This is a genomic window from Serratia ficaria, assembly GCF_900187015.1.
GTDB classification, from domain to species: Bacteria; Pseudomonadota; Gammaproteobacteria; order Enterobacterales; family Enterobacteriaceae; genus Serratia; species Serratia ficaria.
Genome location: NZ_LT906479.1, coordinates 2289651 through 2306609 on the forward strand (window position 1 = coordinate 2289651; position 16959 = coordinate 2306609).

Genomic DNA, 16959 nt, shown 5'->3' on the forward strand with positions numbered 1-16959 from the left:
GTTTTTTTATGGCGGCGGGATTGAACTGCCCGACGCTGTCGCCGACCCGGCTGAAGCGCGCGGCGGATTTTTTGCTAAAAAACCCGCCGCAAGGCGCAACAATCGTTTACAATTTGCCGAACCCCGATGGCGCGCCGTTTTTGTAAAGTTTCGTATTTTTAGTAGGTTAATGGCGCGCAACTCTTGAAACTGTGACGAATGCCCATACGATCTAGGGTATCGGCAACCGCGTTTTGTTAACATTTATGAGGAAGTAACCATTTTATGATGCGTATAGCTCTGTTCCTGCTCACCAACCTGGCGGTGATGTTGGTTTTCGGGCTGGTGCTCAGCCTGACAGGAATCCAATCCAGTAGCGTTCAGGGCCTGATGATCATGGCCGGTCTGTTCGGCTTCGGCGGCGCTTTCGTGTCGCTGCTGATGTCCAAATGGATGGCGCTGCGCTCCGTTGGCGGAGAGGTGATTGAACAGCCGCGTAATGAAACCGAAAACTGGCTGCTGGAAACGGTGCGCCGTCAGTCGCAGCAGGCGGGCATCGCCATGCCGCAGGTGGCCATCTATCACGCACCGGACATTAACGCCTTCGCCACCGGCGCGCGCCGCGACGCCTCGTTGGTCGCCGTCAGCACCGGCCTGCTGCAGAGCATGAGCCGCGACGAAGCGGAGGCGGTCATTGCGCATGAGATCAGCCACGTCGCCAACGGCGATATGGTGACCATGACGCTGATCCAGGGCATCGTGAACACCTTCGTTATCTTCATTTCGCGGTTGATCGCGCAGGTGGCCGCCGGCTTCCTGGGCAACCGCGACGGCGAAGGGGAAGGCAACGGCAACCCGATGATCTATTTTGCGGTGTCGATGGTGCTGGAACTGGTGTTCGGTATCCTGGCCAGCATTATCACCATGTGGTTCTCGCGCCACCGCGAGTTCTACGCCGACGCCGGCTCCGCCAAGCTGGTGGGCCGCGAGAAAATGATCGCCGCGCTGCAGCGTCTGAAAACCAGCTATGAGCCGCAGGAAGCGGGCAGCATGATGGCGTTCTGCATCAACGGCAAATCCAAGTCGTTCAGCGAGCTGTTCATGTCGCACCCGCCGCTCGACAAGCGCATCGAAGCGCTGCGTTCCGGCCAGTACCTGAAATAATCGCCCAAACGTGAAAAAACCCCGGCTTGCCGGGGTTTTTTTATCGCCGCTATTTGCTTTGCTGAGGGGCTTCGGCCGGCTGCGCCCGCGGCTGAGTGATGCGCAGGCTGCTTACCGCCGCCGCCAGGCTGGCGAATACGCCCGCCAGGATCAACGAAGCGTGGGTGCCGGCGCTGGGGAACAGATTGAACATCAGCGCCACCAGCGCCGCGCCTGAGGTTTGCCCCAGCAGGCGGGCGGTGCCGAGCATGCCGCTGGCGCCGCCGCTGCGGTTGCGCGGCGCGGCGGAGATAATGGTGTGGTTATTGGGCGACTGGAACAGCCCAAAGCCGGCGCCGCACAGCGCCATGCGCCAGATGATGTCCAGATCGGACGGGCGGTCCGGCAGCAGCGCCAGCAGGAACAGCCCCAGCGCGAACGCCGCCAGCCCGATACAGCCCAGCAGCCCGGCGTGCACGCGTTCTACCAGCCGGCCGGCGATGGGGGCCATCACGATAATCGCCAGCGGCCACGGCGTCAGCAGCAGCCCGGTGGCCACCTCGTCGCGCCCCAGCGTGCTCTGCAAAAAGAACGGCAGCGACACCATCGCCAGCATCTGCGCGGCGAATGAACAGACTGAGGTGCCCATCGACAGGGCGAAGATCGGAATGCGCAGCAGATCGACCGGCAGCAGCGGGAACGGTTGACGCAGTTGACGGCGGACGAAGACCCCGCCAATCGCCAGCAGCGCGGCGATCTCGCCGAAGATCAGCGCCAGGCTTTGGCCCTGGGCAAAACCGCTGATGGCGGTGATCAGCAGGCCAAAGGTCAGGGCGTTCAGCAACGCGCTGGTGGGATCGAAGCGTTGATTGCTGCTTTTCTGGCTATTGGCCGGCAGGAACTTCATGCCCAGCAGCAGCGCGACGATGCCGATCGGCAGGTTGATGGCGAACAGCCATTGCCAGGAGGCCACCGACAGGATAGCCGCCGCCACCGTCGGCCCGGCCGCCGAGGAAAAGGCCACGATCAGCGAATTGATGCCCATGCCGCGGCCGAGGAAGCGCTGCGGATAAATAATGCGGATCAGCGCGGTGTTGACGCTCATGATGGCCGCGGCGCCAAAGCCCTGCAGCACCCGGGCGATGGTCAGGGTGACCAGCGAATCGGACAGGGCGCAGAACAGCGAGGTGATGCTGAATACCAGCAGGCCGGCCTGGTAGATGCGGCGGTAGCCGACCAGGTCGCCGAGCGAGGCCAGCGACAGCAGCGAGATGGTGATCGCCAACTGATAGGCGTTGACCACCCAGATGGAGCTGGCCGGGCTGGCGTTAAGGTCGCGGGCGATGGTCGGCAGCGCCACGTTGGCGATGGCGCCGTCGAGTACGGAAACGGTGATGCCCAGGGCGATGGCGAGAATGGCGCCATAGCGCTGCGGGACGGGGAGGCCGTCGGTACAAGAACGCATGTTGGTCTCGAAGGTGTTAATCCGGGGGAGTATTACCATGCTAATCATCTTGGTCTGCGATTGCATGCCCATTATGCGGATAATTGTAAGCGCCGGTTAGCCGATGGCGGTTTATCCATTTAACCTCAGGCATTTATCCGGCCCGCGCATTGCGCGGCGTTGGGCGTTCCGCTTATACTGAAACCCGTGTTCAAATTTCTTAAAACAGAAACAGCAGCGTAGGATATTTACCATGGCTATCACCGATACAGACAAACAGCCGGATTCTGTTTCATCAGTAATGAAGGTGTTCGGTATCCTGCAGGCGCTCGGCGACGAGCGCGAGATTGGCATTACCGAGCTTTCCCAGCGGGTGATGATGTCCAAGAGCACCGTCTACCGTTTTCTGCAGACCATGAAATCGCTGGGCTATGTGTCGCAGGAAGGCGAGTCGGAAAAGTATGCGCTGACGCTGAAGCTGTTTGAACTGGGCGCCAAGTCGCTGCAAAACGTCGATCTGATCCGCAGCGCCGACGTCCAGATGCGCGAGCTGTCAAACCATACCCGCGAAACCATTCACCTCGGGGCGCTGGATGAAGACAGCATCGTCTATATCCATAAAATCGACTCGATGTACAATTTGCGCATGTATTCGCGCATCGGCCGCCGCAACCCGCTGCACAGCACCGCGATCGGCAAGGTGCTGCTGGCCTGGCGCGATCGCGCGGAGGTGGACGAGATCCTGTCGCAGGTCGAGTTCACCCGCAGCACCGCGCATACCCTGGGCAGCGCCGCCGAACTGTTGCCGGTGCTGGAACAGGTGCGCGCGCAGGGCTTTGGCGAGGATGTGGAAGAGCAGGAGGAAGGGCTGCGCTGCATCGCGGTGCCGGTGTTCGACCGCTTTGGCGTGGTGACCGCCGGGCTGAGCATCTCGTTCCCGACGCTGCGTTTCTCCGAAGACGCCAAGGCCGATTACGTGAAGCGGCTGCATACCGCCGCGCGCAACATTTCCGAGCAGCAGGGTTACCACGACTACCCGTTCTGACCGGCAGAGCCGTTCAAGATACCGCCGACGCCCCGTAACCCACGGCGCGTCGGTTTTTTTTGCCCCGGCCAATGGCGCGCGCAAGCGCTACAGCGTATCGACCTCGATGCGCAGGCTGTCGTGGCGCCAGTATTCGATATCGAAGTCGAGAATGCGGCCGTGCTGGTCGTAGTTCAGCCGGCGCAGCAGCAGTGCCGGCAGCCCGACCATGGCTCCCAGCGCGCGGGCGGCGCCGTAAGGCAAGGCGGTCGGATAGAACGACAGGTGCATACTGCTGTAGATCAGACCGTAGTGCTGCTGATAGATCTCGGTCAGGCTGCCGTTGAGATCCCGGCCGAGCAGTTCCGGTACCCGCTGCGGCAGGCAGTGGTTTTCGCAATAGCAGATGGCGCGCTCATCGGCGTAACGCACCCGACGCAGCAGGTAGATGTGATCGAATGGCTCTAGCGCCAGCGGCGGCATCACCTCGGGCGGCACCCTGGTTCGCTCGGCGGACAACAGCGCGGTGCGCGGCGTGCGCCCCTGTTCCTGGCACAGCCTGTGGAAGTTGGTGTTCTGGGTGGGATCCAGCCATAGCCGCGCCGGCGTGACAAACCAGCCGCGGCGATCGGCGCGATAAATGACGCCGGTGGCCTCCAGCTGCGCCAGGCTCTCGCGGATGGTGACGCGGGTGGTGGAGAAGAGGGCGCACAGTTCGCGCTCCGAAGGCAGCTTGTCGCCGGCCTGCAGTGCGCCGCGGCTGATGCGCGCCTGGAGCTGATCCTTGATCTGCAGGTAGTGGGGCATCTCGCCCTGATGTTGTTTCATTTCATCTCGCTATGGCATTCCGGCACGCGCCTATTATACATCCGCTGATGAATTTTTTGTTTCACCGCGCTTTGCCGTTTGACCCGGGGGCGAATTTACCGCCACAATCATCGCCATCTGGTATAGACCAATTGGTGAAAAACATGTCCGATCGTAACTACCTGCTGTTAACTCCCGGTCCGCTGACCACCTCCGACGGGGTGAAACAGGCGATGCTGTTCGACAGCTGCACCTGGGATGAAGACTATAACCTCGGCGTGGTGCAGAGCATTCGCCGGCAGCTGGTGGCGCTGGCGACGCAATCCGCCGGTTACACCGCGGTGCTGCTGCAGGGCAGCGGCAGCTTCGCGGTGGAGGGCGTGTTGGGCACGGTCATCGGCCCGCAGGACAAGCTGCTGATCGTCAATAACGGCGCCTACGGCGCGCGCATGGCCGAAATGGCGCGGCTGATGGATATCGGGCATCGGGTCTTTGACTGCGGCGAGGTGAACGAACCCGACGTCGCGGCGCTGGAGGCGGTGCTGAAAAGCGACGCGCGCATCAGCCATATCGCCATGGTGCACTGTGAGACCACCACCGGCATGCTTAACCCGCTGCAGAAGGTGGCCGGGCTGGCGGCGCGCAACGGCAAAACCTTTATCGTCGACGCCATGAGCAGCTTTGGCGGCATCCCGCTGGACGTGGACGCGCTCGGCATCGACTTCCTGATCAGCTCCGCCAACAAATGCATTCAAGGCGTGCCGGGCTTCGCCTTCGTCATCGCGCGCCGCCGCGAGCTGGAGAAGTGCGCCGGTCGCTCGCGCTCGCTGTCGCTGGACCTGTATGCGCAGTGGCGCTGCATGGAGGACCATGGCGGCAAATGGCGTTTCACCTCGCCGACCCACACGGTGCTGGCCTTTGCGCAGGCGCTGCGCGAGCTGGAGCAGGAGGGCGGCGTCGCGGCGCGCCACCGGCGTTATCAGGCCAATCAGCGGCGGCTGGTGGCGGGCATGCGCGGCCTGGGCTTTGCCCCTCTGCTGGATGATGCGCTGCATTCGCCGATCATCACCGCGTTTCATTCCCCGCAGGCGCCAACCTACCGCTTCGCCGAGTTCTATCGGCGGCTGAAGCAGCAGGGGTTCGTGATTTACCCCGGCAAGGTGTCGCAAAGCGACTGCTTCCGCATCGGCAACATCGGCGAGATTTACCTGCAGGATATCGAACGTTTGCTGGCCGCGGTCGGGCAGGCGATGTACTGGGAGCGGTAAGGATGAGCATGAACAAGATTAACGCAGTGGTTCTCGACTGGGCCGGCACTACGGTGGATTTCGGCTCCTTCGCGCCGACGCAGATTTTTGTCGAGGCGTTCAAACAGACCTTCGATATCGACATCAGCCTGGCGGAAGCGCGCATTCCGATGGGGCTGGGGAAGTGGCAGCACATTGAGGCGCTGGGCAAGCTGGCGGCGGTGGATGAACGCTGGCGGCGACGGCTGGGGCGTTCGATGAGCCGGCAGGACATCGACGCGCTGTATCAGGCCTTTATGCCGCTGCAGCAAGCCAAAGTGGCCGATTTCGCCGATCCGATCGACGGCGTGCCGCAGGTGATTGCCGGGCTGCGCGAACAGGGCGTCAAGATCGGTTCCTGTTCCGGCTACCCGCGGGCGGTGATGGAGGTGCTGGCGCCGGCGGCGGCGGCGCGCGGCTACGCGCCGGATTATTGGGTGGCGACCGACGATCTGGCCGCCGGCGGCCGCCCTGGCCCCTGGATGGCGCTGCAAAACATGATAGCCCTGGGCGTCGATGCGGTGGCGCACTGCGTGAAGGTGGACGATGCGCTGCCCGGCATCGCCGAGGGGCTGAACGCCGGCATGTGGAGCGTTGGCCTGGCGGTGTCCGGCAACGAATTTGGCGCCAGCCTGCGGGAGTACCGGCGGATGGCGGCGGCGGAGGTGGAACGGCGGCGTGCGGCGGCGGCGGACAAACTGTACGCGGCGGGTGCGCACTACGTGATCGATACGCTGGTGCAGCTGCCGGGGGTGATCGCCGATATCAACCGGCGGTTGGCGGCGGGCGAGCGGCCATAGCGTTATTTGCAGGCAATAAAAAACCGGGGATGGCCCCGGTTTTTTATTTCGGCAGACGCGGGCTTAGCGGTGCGCCAGTTCCACTTCGTCTTCGCTGTCCATAATGGCTTTGTCGGTCTGCTTCATCAGCTGGCTGGTGATGGTGCCGGCAGCCATGGAGCCGTTGACGTTCAGCGCGGTGCGGCCCATGTCGATCAGCGGTTCGACCGAAATCAGCAGGGCGACCAGCGTGACCGGCAGGCCCATCGCCGGCAGCACGATCAGCGCGGCGAAGGTGGCGCCGCCGCCAACGCCGGCCACGCCGGCGGAGCTGATGGTGACGATGCCGACCAGGGTGGCGATCCACACCGGATCCAGCGGGTTGATGCCGACGGTCGGCGCAACCATCACCGCCAGCATCGCCGGGTACAGGCCCGCGCAACCGTTTTGGCCGATAGTGGCGCCGAACGAAGCCGAGAAGCTGGCGATGGATTCCGGCACGCCCAGACGGCGAGTCTGCGCCTCAACGTTCAGCGGAATGCTGGCGGCGCTGGAGCGGCTGGTGAAGGCGAAGGTGATGACCGGCCATACCTTGCGGAAGAACTTCATCGGGTTGACGCCGGTAAAGGCCAGCAGCGCGGCGTGTACCGCAAACATGATCGCCAGACCGAGGTAGGACGCGATCACGAAGCTGCCGAGCTTGACGATGTCGTGGATGTTGGAGCCGGCGACCACTTTGGTCATCAGCGCCAGCACGCCGTACGGGGTCAGCTTCATCACCAGGCGAACCAGCTTCATTACCCAGGCCTGCAGGGTATCGATAGCCACCAGCACGCGCTCGCCTTTCGGCTTGTCGTCTTTCAGCAGCTGCAGCGAGGCCACGCCGAGGAAGGTGGCGAAGATCACTACGCTGATGATCGAGGTCGGGCTGGCGCCGGTCAGGTCGGCGAACGGGTTTTTGGGAATAAAGGACAGCACCATCTGCGGTACGGTCAGGTCGGCCAGTTTGCCCACGTAGTTGCTCTGGATCGCCGACAGACGCGCGCTTTCCTGCGCGCCCTGCACCAGGCCTTCGGCGGTCAGGCCGAACAGGTTGGTCACCAGCACGCCGACCAGCGCTGAAATCAGCGTGGTGAACAGCAGGGTACCGATGGTCAGGAAGCTGATTTTGCCCAACGACGACGCGTTATGCAGCTTGGCGACCGCGCTCAGGATCGAGGCGAACACCAAAGGCATCACGATCATTTGCAGCAGTTGCACATAGCCGTTGCCGACGATGTTGAACCAGCTGATGGACTCTTTCAGTACCGGGTTGTCGGAGCCGTATACCAGCTGCAGCGCCAGACCGAACACCACGCCGATCGCCAGACCGACCAATACTTTTTTCGCCAGGCTCCATTGCTTGTGGCGAGTTTGCGCCAACAGCAAAAGGAGGGCGACAAAGACCACCACGTTAATTACGAGCGGAAGATTCATCCCCAATGTCTCCAATAATCTTTTCTTATATAAAAATGGCTACGCACCAGCCTGTAGCGATGCCAATATCCTAACAGTTTGGTGAATGGCCTACTTATATCCAAATGGAATTTGATATAGCTTTTTGTTTATATTTGTTTAATTAATATTCTTTCTGATGATTAATTAGTCGGCGATCGCGATCACAGTTTGATATTTTTTATCTGCTCGAAATACGATTGCACCGGGATGGTGCATCCGCCTTGCCAATAGATGGCGAAGGCGACCAGGCAAAGGCACAGGGCGCGCTCCAGCTGATTGCCTTTTTGCGAATTCAGCAGCGGCAGGCGAAAACGCCAGCGGCAGGGCCACAGCAGCGGCACGCCGGCGGGGGTGAGCATATCGGCCAGCAGGTGGCTGAAATAACCGATGATCATGGCGTGCAACACGTCGGGTGGGATGGGCCAGCTGCGCGGCACGTCCAGTTGGAACAGCGCCATGCCGCCGGCGATCGCCAGCAGGCTGTGGGTGAAGCCGCGGTGGCCGAAGGCGCGGGCGATGGGAATGGCTATCCAGCGCAGGCGCTGGCCCAGCACCGATTTGGGGTGATCGATATCGGGCAGCAGCGAAGTCAGCAGCGCGGCCGGGATGATGTGCCACCAGTCGCCGGTGGCCAGTTCCGGGGTGACCTCGGCCTTCTTGGCGAAGATCGCGCAAGCGACAGAGAATATAAGGTGTCCTTCCGCGGTCATGCTGTTGCTATTCCGGCTGGTAAACTGTTAATTTATCCAGTATATGGGAAAATTCCCAGTAGTGGAAGCAGTTACCCTGTAACCAATTGTTTATTTTCCCCGGATTTACAACAGGTTGTTACTCCGTTGACTAACGCGTGGCCGTTTTTGGCGTCGCGCAAATAAAAAAGCCCTGCATGCAGGGCTCGAAGCGGCGTCGCCAGACGGCGTATTTTCAGCGTGCCAGCCAGCCGCCGTCGACCGCCAGCGTGTAGCCGTTGACATAGTCCGAGGCCGCCGACGCCAAAAACACCGCCGGCCCCCCCATATCCTGCGGCAGACCCCAGCGCCCGGCGGGAATGCGCTCGAGGATCTCCTGATTGCGTTCTTCATCGGCGCGCAGCTGCTGCGTGTTGTTGGTGGCCATATAGCCCGGCGCTATGGCGTTGACGTTGATGCCGTGCTGCGCCCATTCGTTGGCCAGCAGGCGCGTCACGCCCATCACCGCGCTCTTGGAGGCGGTATAAGAGGGCACGCGGATGCCGCCCTGGTAGGACAGCATCGAGGCGATATTAATGATCTTGCCGCCGCCGCCCTGGCGGATAAACTGCCGCGCCACCGCCTGCGCCATAAAGAACAGCGTCTTGATATTCAGGTTCATCACATCGTCCCAGTCCTTTTCGCTGAAATCGATGGCGTTTTCGCGGCGAATAATGCCGGCGTTGTTCACCAGAATATCGATGCGGCCGAATTCGGCCACCGCCTGCTCGATCAGCGGCGGGATCACCGCGATGCTGCTCAGATCGGCATTCAGGCTGAGGAAACGGCGGCCTAGCGCGCGCACCTGCTCTCGGGTCTGCTGCGGGTTGCTGCGGTTGACGCCGATAATGTCGCAGCCGGCCTGCGCCAGGCCCACCGCCATGCCCTGGCCGAGCCCGGTATCGCAGCCGGTCACCAGCGCCACTTTGCCGCTTAAGTCGAAGGAATCAAGGATCATAGCCATGCTCTCTCACCGCACGGCAAGGCGCCGTGCGGCCGGTTATCGGGGAAAAGGAGATCAGCGCAGTTCGCTGACGGCGAGGTGGTCCATGTCGCCAAATACCTGGTTTTCGCCCACCATGCCCCAGATAAAGGTGTATCGCTTGGTGCCGACGCCGGCGTGGATCGACCAGCTCGGCGAGATCACCGCCTGCTCGTTGTGCACCAGCAGATGCCGGGTTTCCTGCGGCTGGCCCATCATGTGGAATACCGCGGTTTCGTCGTCCATATCGAAGTAGAAATAGACCTCCATGCGGCGTTCATGGGTGTGGCACGGCATGGTGTTCCACAGGTTGCCCTCCGCCAGCTTGGTCAGGCCCATGGTGAGCTGGCAGGTCGGCAGCACGTCCGGCACGATAAACTTGTTGATGGTGCGGCGATTGCTGGTGGCGTCATCGCCCAGCGTCTGCGGCGAAGCCTCGGCCAGGGTGATTTTTTTGTTGGGGTAGTGAGTGTGGGCCGGTGCGCTGTTGTAATAGAACTTGGCCGGCCTGGCCGGATCCAGGCTGCTGAATTCGACCTCTTTGGCGCCCTGGCCGACATACAGCGCCTCTTCCGGGCCGATTTCGTAGCTTTCGCCGTCGACGACAATCTTGCCGGCGCCGCCGATGTTGATCGCGCCCAGTTCGCGCCGCTCCAGAAAATAGCTGACGCCCAGCTGTTTGCCCACTTCACCGCCGATGCTGACCGCTTTGCCGATCGGCATGATGCCGCCGACGATGATGCGGTCGATATGGCTGTAGGTCATGGTGTAGGTATCGGCTTCGAATATTTTTTCAATCAGAAACTCACGGCGCAGGCCGGCGGTGTCGAGTTGTTTGGCGTGATCGCTGTGAATGCTTTGACGGACGTCCATCGCAATGCCTCTCAGAGTGAAGGTGTGTAGGGAAAGCAACCGGGCAACCGGCGGCGCTGCGTGGCAGTGACAACGGCCTCCCGCCGCCCGGCGCTTTCCTGTTGCCTTCAGCATAGAGGCCTCGGCATGCTAATTCAATAAAAATGAAATAATGTTTTATTTATTTTTTGACGTAAGTCTTTTTTCTGAAAATGAAGGGGCGAGCAGGGAGAGGGAGGCGGCGCCGGCCGGCGCCGCGGGATCAGGCGAAGTACTCGGGGGTCAACTGCTCCAGGCTGTCCAGCCGGTGGTCCGCCAGCGCCCAGCGCGGGTCCTGCCGGTATTCGGCGGCCGGAATGACGATGGAGCGCATGCGCGCCGCCTTGGTGGCGATCATGCCGTTGAACGAGTCCTCCAGCGTGACGCAGCGCAGCGGATCGCTGCCCAGGCGTTCGGCGGCGATCAGGTACACTTCCGGATGCGGCTTGCTGTAGGGCAGATATTCGGCGGACACCAGCTGATCGAAGTAGCCTGCCAAATCAAACATCTTCAACACCTGCTGCTGCATATGCAGCGGCGAGGCGGAGGCCAGGCCGATATTCAGACCCTGGCTGCGGCACAGCTCCAGCGCCTGGCGCACGCCGGGCAGCAGCGGACGCGTTTCATGCACCAGCTCGATGGCACGCTCGATGATGCGCGCGGAAACCTGTTCCAGCGACGGGCCTTGCCACGGCATCGCCTGGTACCACATCTTCACCACCAAATCGATGCGCAGGCCCAGGGTGTCCGGCAGCTTGTGGCGATCGGAAAGATCCAGCCCCAGCGCGCCGAATATGTCCAATTCGGCCTGCAGCCACAGCGGCTCCGAGTCGATCAACAAGCCGTCCATATCAAAAATTGCGGTTTCAATGCGTTGCGAATAGGCCATTAACGGTGAACTCCTGCCGATGCCGGTGAATGTGCCCGTTACTTTAGCATCGACACCGGTGGGTTCAAATGGCATAACGCTTTTGGCGGTGCGGTTGCGGTTGCGGGTAAGCGGTTGATTTCGAATTCTCTGGCCAGGCGGGTGGCACAGCCGAAGTAAAGAAAACGGTGGGCGAGTCTTGCCAACTACAGGTAGACTTAGCCGATTAGGTTACGTCGCTAACAAGGGGAACACATGACGTATCAACAGGCCGGGCGCATCGCCATTGTGAAACGCATTCTCGGGTGGGTGGTTTTTATCCCGGCGTTGCTGTCGACGCTGATTTCGCTGCTGGGGTTTGTTTATCAGCACAGTGAAAAAACCAAGGGCATCAACGCGGTGATGCTGGATTTCGTGCACGTGATGGTGGACATGGTGCGCTTCAATACGCCATTCCTTAACCTCTTCTGGTACAACTCGCCGGTGCCCGACGTGGATAAAAGCCTGTTCAGCGGCGCCAATCTGATGTTCATCATCATTTATTTTCTGATCTTCGTTGGGCTGGCGCTGCGTGCCTCCGGCGCGCGCATGTCGCGCCAGGTGAAGTTCATCCGCGAAGGGCTGGAGGACCAGATGATTCTGGAGCAGGCCAAGGGCAGCGAAGGGCATACCCGCGAGCAGCTTGAAGCGCGCATCACGCTGCCGCACCACAGCATTTTCCTGCAGTATTTCCCGCTGTATATCTTGCCGGTGGTCATTGCGGTGGTCGCCTGGTTCGTGATCCGCTTGCTCGGGCAACTGGCCGGCGCGGCCTGATCACCCGCGACGGGGCGCCAACGGCGCCCCGTCGCGCTTTACTGCGTTTCCTGCTGCCGCAGCGCATCGACCGCGCGCTGCGCGATGACCAGATGCTGGCCGCCAAACAGGTTGCTGCGGTTGAGCAGGTAATACAGCTGATACAGCGGCTGGCGATCGATAAACCCGCTTTCCAGCGGCCAAACGCTTTGATAGCCGTCGTATATCTGCGGCGGCAGTTCCGGGTACAGCGGCAGCATCGCCAGATCGCACTCCCGATCGCCCCAGTAGCTGGCCGGATCGAACAGGATCGGGCCGTCGGCCGTCATGCCGCAGTTGGCCGGCCACAGATTGCCGTGCAGCAGGGAGGGCTGCGGCTGGTGGTGCTGCAGCCGCAGGTACACCAAATCGACTATCTCCTCGATATCACCGAAGGTCATGCCTTTTTCCGCCGCCAGCTGCAGCTGCCAACCGATGCGCTGTTCGGCGAAAAACTCCGACCAGCGGCGCTGCCAGGCATTGGGCTGCGGGGTCGTGGTCAGGTCGTTGTCGAAATCGAGGCCGAACTGCGGCTGTTCGCTCCACTGATGCAGGTGCGCCAACTGCTGGCCGAGACAATAGGCGCCATGGGCGTCGAGGGGTTTGAGCTGCTGATACTCCAGCAGCAGGAAGCTGTAGTCGCGGTCGCTGCCGACGCCGTACACCTCCGGCACCCGCACGGTCTTGCTGCGCGCCAGCAGCGCCAGCTGGTCGGCCTCGGCGGTAAAAATCGGCAGTTGTTCGCGGGCGTCGCATTTCACAAACACCTCGCTATCACCGTAACTCACGCGCCACGCCGGGTGAATGTCTCCCCCGGGCAGTTCAGTCCTTTCGCGGATCTCTGCGCTGCCAAGATGTTCACTTAACAGACGGCTAACGGCTTGCCACATGGTATCCCCCTCTGTGCTGCCTGTGAATTCATTAGGTTAGCGTCTTTCCCTGGGTGAAAACTCGACGTGGCGCACAGCTGGCGCCAACGGGCGGCGATTTTTTCATCAGCGCGCCTGCACAAAGTATATACCTTATTGATTGTTTTACGCGCAACTCTGGTCGCGGTTGGCGGGGCGCGCAGCGGCTGAGGCGGGAACCCGCCGCTGCGGCGCCATCAGGACTTGCGGCTAACCAGCGGATTTTGGTGACGCTGTAACGTGCGTAACTTGCTGTAAAACAGAGCGATAACAAAGAAAATCGCCTGAACGATAACGATGCAGGGGCCGGTGGCGCCGTCGATGTGGAAACTGATCAACGTGCCGAGCACGCAGGAGATAACCGAAACGACCGTCGCGGCGATCAGCATGCGGTCGAAGCTGCGGCACAGCATAAAGGCGATAATTCCCGGGGCTATCAGCATGGCGATCACCAGAATCACCCCCACCGCCTGCAGCGAGGCGACGATGGTCATCGCCAGCAGGCACAGCAGCCCGTAATGCAGCGCTTTCACCGGCAGGCCAATCACCCGCGCATGATGGGGATCGAAGCAGTAAAGCATAAAGTCTTTGCGCTTCAGCAGCACCACCGCCAGGGTGATGCCGGCGATCGCCAACGTTTGCTTCAGCTCGCCGTCGGTGATGCCCAGCATGTTGCCGAACAGGATATGGCTCAGGTGTTGATCGGTATCGATACGCGAAAACAGCACCAGCCCGAAGGCGAACATGCCGGAGAAGACGATGCCCATCACCGTATCTTCCTTCACCCGGCTGTTTTCTTTCAGGTAGCCGGTGGCCACCGCGCAGAAAATGCCGGAGAGAAACGCGCCGATGGCCAAGGGAATGCCGACCACGAACGCCACCACGATGCCGGGCAACACCGCGTGCGAGATGGCGTCGCCCATCAGCGACCAGCCCTTGAGCACCAGATAGCAAGACAGCACCGCGCATACCACGCCGGTCACGATGGCGGCGATAATCGCCCGCTGCATAAACGGGTAGGCGAAAGGCTCGCTGAGCAGTTGATACAGGTTTTCCATCAGTGGCCTCCGGTGTGTTCGCGCGCTACGCGGCGTTTGGACGCCAGCAGGCCGTGCTTGGGCGCAAAGAAGAACGCCGCCAGGAATACCAGGGTCTGCAGGGTGACAATCACGCCGCCGGTGGCGCCGTCGAGGAAGAAGCTCAGGTAGGCGCCGATGCCGCTGGTCAGCGAGCCGATAACGATGGCGATGATCACCAAGCGGCTGAAACGGTCGGTCAGCAGGTAGGCGGTCGCCCCCGGGGTGATCACCATGGCGATCACCAGGATGGCGCCGACGGTTTGCAGCGCCGCCACGGTGCAGGCGCTGAGCAGGGTGAAGAACAGGATCTTCAGCCGCAGCGGCGACAGGCCGATCGACACCGCGTGGCTTTCGTCAAAGAACACCGCCAGCAGGTCTTTCCACACCAGGCAGAGGATCAGCAGAGAAACGCCGATGATGATCTCGACCTGCAGCACGTCTTCGTCGGCGATGCCGAGGATATTGCCGAAAATGATCGACTGCACGTTGACCGAGGTCGGGTTGAGCGAGACGATCAGCAGGCCGACGGCGAAGAAGGTGGAGAAGATGAAGCCGATGATCGCATCTTCCCGCAGTCGGGTGACGTGGCGCACCAGCGTCATCGCCAGCGCCGCCAGCATGCCGGTGAAGAAGGCGCCGGCGGCGTAGGGCAGGCCGAGGGCATAGGCGCCGGCCACGCCGGGCACCACCGAATGCGACAGCGCATCGCCCATCAGCGACCAGCCTTTCAGCATCAGGTAGGCCGACAGGAACGCGCTGGCGGCGCCGACGATGGCGCTGACCCAGATGGCTTTCACCATGTAGTTGTAGCTGAAGGGTTGCAGCAGAAGTTCCAGCATCAGGGTTGTTTCTCCTTTTGCTGGCTTTGCGTCGGCGGATCGCTCTTGGTGTGGCCATAGAACACCGCCGGCCGCTCGTCATCGGTCAGCACCGTGACGGTGCGCGGATCGTTGTCGTCATGCAGGTCCGGCCCGGACAGGTTGATATGGCGCAGCACGCCGCCGAACGCCTGCTCCAGGTTGCTCTGGGTGAAGGTGGTTTCGGTCGGGCCGGCGGCCAGCACCGTGCGGTTGATCAGGATCACCCGGTCGCAGAATTCCGGTACGCTGCCGAGGTTGTGGGTAGAGACCAGGATCAGGTGGCCTTCGTCGCGCAGCGCCCGCAGCAGGTCGATAATGGCGTTTTCGGTCTTGACGTCAACCCCGGTGAAGGGCTCGTCGAGCAGCAGCACCGTGCCCTGCTGCGCCAGCGCCCGCGCCAGAAACACGCGCTTCTTCTGGCCGCCGGACAGCTCGCCGATCTGCCGGGTGCGCAGATCGCTCAGGCCGACGCGCTCCAGCGCCTTGTCGACCCGCAGCCGATCTTCCCTCGAGGGAATGCGCAGAAAGTTCATCTTGCCGTAGCGGCCCATCATCACCACGTCTTCCACCAGCACCGGAAAGTTCCAGTCGACGTCCTCGGTTTGCGGCACGTAGGCGATCAGGTTTTTCTTCAGCGCGTCCGCCACCGGCCTTTCGCTTAGCAGCACCCGCCCGGCGGTGGGGCGGACCAGCCCCATGATGCTTTTGAACAGCGTCGACTTGCCGCTGCCGTTGACGCCGACCAGCGCGCAGATCGAGCCGCCGCTGAGGCTGAAGCTGGCGTTGTGGATCGCGGTATGGCCATTGTTGTAGGTCACGGTCACGTCGTCCACGCTCAGCTCAGGGCGAACAAAAACCTCGGTGCTCATTGATTGAATCCTTTAGCGATGGTTTCTACGGTGACCTTGAGCAGATCGATATAGGTCGGTACCGGGCCGCCCTGGGCCGACAGCGAGTCGACATACAGCACGCCGCCGTATTTGGCGCCGGTTTCTTTGGCCACCTGCCTGGCCGGCTTGTCGGAAATGGTGCTCTCGCTGAACACCACCGGAATACTGTGGGCGCGCACCGCGTCGATCACCCGGCGCACCTGCTGTGGCGACCCCTGCTCATCGGCGTTGATCGGCCACAGATACACTTCTTTCAGCGCATAATCCTTCGCCAGATAGCTGAAGGCGCCTTCGCTGGTGACCAGCCAGCGCTGGGCCGCCGGAATACGCGACAGGCGTTCGCGCAGCGGTGCGTCCAGCGCGCCTATCCTGGCGGCGTAGGCCTTGGCGTTGCGGTTGTAGATTTCCGCATTGGCCGGATCGTGCTGCACCAGCGCTTTACGGATGTTTTCGATATACACCAGCGCGTTGCTCGGCGACATCCAGGCGTGCGGGTTCGGATTGCCGTTGTACGGGCCTTCGCGGATCGGCAGCGGGGTAATGCCGTCGGTCACCACCGCCGCCGGCACCTGTTTGATGTTTTCGAAGAAACGCTGGAACCAGCGTTCCAGGTTCATGCCGTTCCACAGGATCAGGTCGGCGTGCTGCGCCTTGACGATATCGCGCGGCGTCGGCTGGTAATCGTGGATCTCGGCGCCCGGTTTGGTGATGGATTCGACCACTGCGGCGTCGCCCGCGACGTTCTGCGCGATGTCCTGAATAATGGTGAAGGTGGTCACCACCCGCAGCTTTTTCTCCGCCAACGCGGTTTGGCTGACCAGCGCGGCGCTCAGCAACAGGCACAGCAGGGCGAAAGGGCGAAAAACAGCCGCGGTGCGCGGCGGGCGACTAGGGGGAAAGGCACAACTTTTCAATAGCATGGTGACATCTCCTGGCTCAAATGAAAATGATTATCAATAT

General features: G+C 61.6%; 17 protein-coding genes. 5 read left to right on the forward strand and 12 right to left on the reverse strand.

The window, feature by feature from the left end:
• Window positions 1–264 precede the first annotated feature (264 nt).
• Window positions 265–1143 (forward strand): protease HtpX, encoded by an 879-nt coding sequence (gene htpX / locus CKW09_RS10845; RefSeq protein ID WP_033638291.1) that lies wholly within the window; start codon window positions 265–267, stop codon window positions 1141–1143.
• A gap of 49 nt (window positions 1144–1192) precedes the next feature.
• On the opposite strand, the gene CKW09_RS10850 is transcribed toward htpX, so the two are convergent.
• A complete protein-coding gene (locus tag CKW09_RS10850) occupies window positions 1193–2587 on the reverse strand; it encodes an MFS transporter (protein WP_061795528.1) in 1395 nt (464 codons plus the stop codon).
• Between the two features lie 232 nt (window positions 2588–2819).
• Between CKW09_RS10850 and kdgR the strand changes: the two genes are divergently transcribed.
• Window positions 2820–3611 carry a DNA-binding transcriptional regulator KdgR gene (kdgR, locus tag CKW09_RS10855; RefSeq protein WP_061795462.1) on the forward strand — a complete coding sequence of 264 codons (792 nt, stop codon included), beginning with the start codon at window positions 2820–2822 and terminating at the stop codon, window positions 3609–3611.
• Window positions 3612–3698: 87 nt separating this feature from the next.
• On the opposite strand, the gene phnR is transcribed toward kdgR, so the two are convergent.
• Window positions 3699–4418, reverse strand: coding sequence for a phosphonate utilization transcriptional regulator PhnR (gene phnR / locus CKW09_RS10860; protein ID WP_061795463.1), 720 nt, complete (start codon window positions 4416–4418; stop codon window positions 3699–3701).
• 143 nt (window positions 4419–4561) lie between these two features.
• Between phnR and phnW the strand changes: the two genes are divergently transcribed.
• Together phnW and phnX are read left to right on the forward strand one after the other, a co-directional pair.
• Window positions 4562–5665, forward strand: a complete 1104-nt coding sequence (gene phnW / locus CKW09_RS10865) for a 2-aminoethylphosphonate--pyruvate transaminase (protein ID WP_095100122.1) — start codon at window positions 4562–4564, stop codon at window positions 5663–5665.
• Between the two features lie 8 nt (window positions 5666–5673).
• Window positions 5674–6483 (forward strand): phosphonoacetaldehyde hydrolase, encoded by an 810-nt coding sequence (phnX, locus tag CKW09_RS10870; RefSeq protein WP_095100126.1) that lies wholly within the window; start codon window positions 5674–5676, stop codon window positions 6481–6483.
• A 63-nt stretch (window positions 6484–6546) separates the two neighbouring features.
• Here phnX and CKW09_RS10875 read toward each other — a convergent pair whose 3' ends face one another.
• The 5 genes from CKW09_RS10875 to hxpB form a co-directional block, all read right to left on the reverse strand.
• Window positions 6547–7938, reverse strand: coding sequence for an L-cystine transporter (locus CKW09_RS10875; protein ID WP_061795465.1), 1392 nt, complete (start codon window positions 7936–7938; stop codon window positions 6547–6549).
• A gap of 182 nt (window positions 7939–8120) precedes the next feature.
• A complete protein-coding gene (locus tag CKW09_RS10880) occupies window positions 8121–8669 on the reverse strand; it encodes a metal-dependent hydrolase (protein ID WP_061795466.1) in 549 nt (182 codons plus the stop codon).
• Window positions 8670–8883: 214 nt separating this feature from the next.
• Complete coding sequence (gene kduD / locus CKW09_RS10885; protein ID WP_061795530.1) at window positions 8884–9645, reverse strand: 2-dehydro-3-deoxy-D-gluconate 5-dehydrogenase KduD; 762 nt, start codon at window positions 9643–9645, stop codon at window positions 8884–8886.
• Window positions 9646–9705: 60 nt separating this feature from the next.
• A complete protein-coding gene (kduI, locus tag CKW09_RS10890) occupies window positions 9706–10542 on the reverse strand; it encodes a 5-dehydro-4-deoxy-D-glucuronate isomerase (RefSeq protein WP_061795467.1) in 837 nt (278 codons plus the stop codon).
• Window positions 10543–10783: 241 nt separating this feature from the next.
• On the reverse strand, window positions 10784–11449 hold the full coding sequence (gene hxpB, locus CKW09_RS10895; RefSeq protein ID WP_061795468.1) for a hexitol phosphatase HxpB: 666 nt from the start codon (window positions 11447–11449) through the stop codon (window positions 10784–10786).
• A gap of 234 nt (window positions 11450–11683) precedes the next feature.
• Between hxpB and CKW09_RS10900 the strand changes: the two genes are divergently transcribed.
• Window positions 11684–12244: a YniB family protein gene (locus CKW09_RS10900; RefSeq protein ID WP_061795469.1), complete on the forward strand. Its 561-nt coding sequence runs from the start codon at window positions 11684–11686 to the stop codon at window positions 12242–12244.
• Between the two features lie 38 nt (window positions 12245–12282).
• Here the strand turns inward: CKW09_RS10900 and CKW09_RS10905 are convergent, their stop codons facing one another.
• The 5 genes from CKW09_RS10905 to CKW09_RS10925 form a co-directional block, all read right to left on the reverse strand.
• On the reverse strand, window positions 12283–13152 hold the full coding sequence (locus tag CKW09_RS10905; protein ID WP_061795470.1) for a fructosamine kinase family protein: 870 nt from the start codon (window positions 13150–13152) through the stop codon (window positions 12283–12285).
• A gap of 215 nt (window positions 13153–13367) precedes the next feature.
• A complete protein-coding gene (locus CKW09_RS10910; protein WP_095097215.1) occupies window positions 13368–14228 on the reverse strand; it encodes a metal ABC transporter permease in 861 nt (286 codons plus the stop codon).
• The gene (locus tag CKW09_RS10915) at window positions 14228–15088 is read right to left on the reverse strand and encodes a metal ABC transporter permease (RefSeq protein ID WP_095097218.1); all 861 of its coding nucleotides are present in this window, start codon (window positions 15086–15088) and stop codon (window positions 14228–14230) included. Before CKW09_RS10915 ends, CKW09_RS10910 begins: the two co-directional genes overlap by 1 nt.
• Window positions 15088–15978: a manganese/iron ABC transporter ATP-binding protein gene (locus CKW09_RS10920; protein ID WP_061795473.1), complete on the reverse strand. Its 891-nt coding sequence runs from the start codon at window positions 15976–15978 to the stop codon at window positions 15088–15090. The genes CKW09_RS10915 and CKW09_RS10920 overlap by 1 nt, the downstream gene beginning before the upstream one ends.
• Entirely contained in the window at window positions 15975–16919 is a 945-nt protein-coding gene (locus tag CKW09_RS10925; protein WP_095097221.1) for a metal ABC transporter substrate-binding protein, read from the reverse strand. Before CKW09_RS10925 ends, CKW09_RS10920 begins: the two co-directional genes overlap by 4 nt.
• Window positions 16920–16959 lie beyond the last annotated feature (40 nt).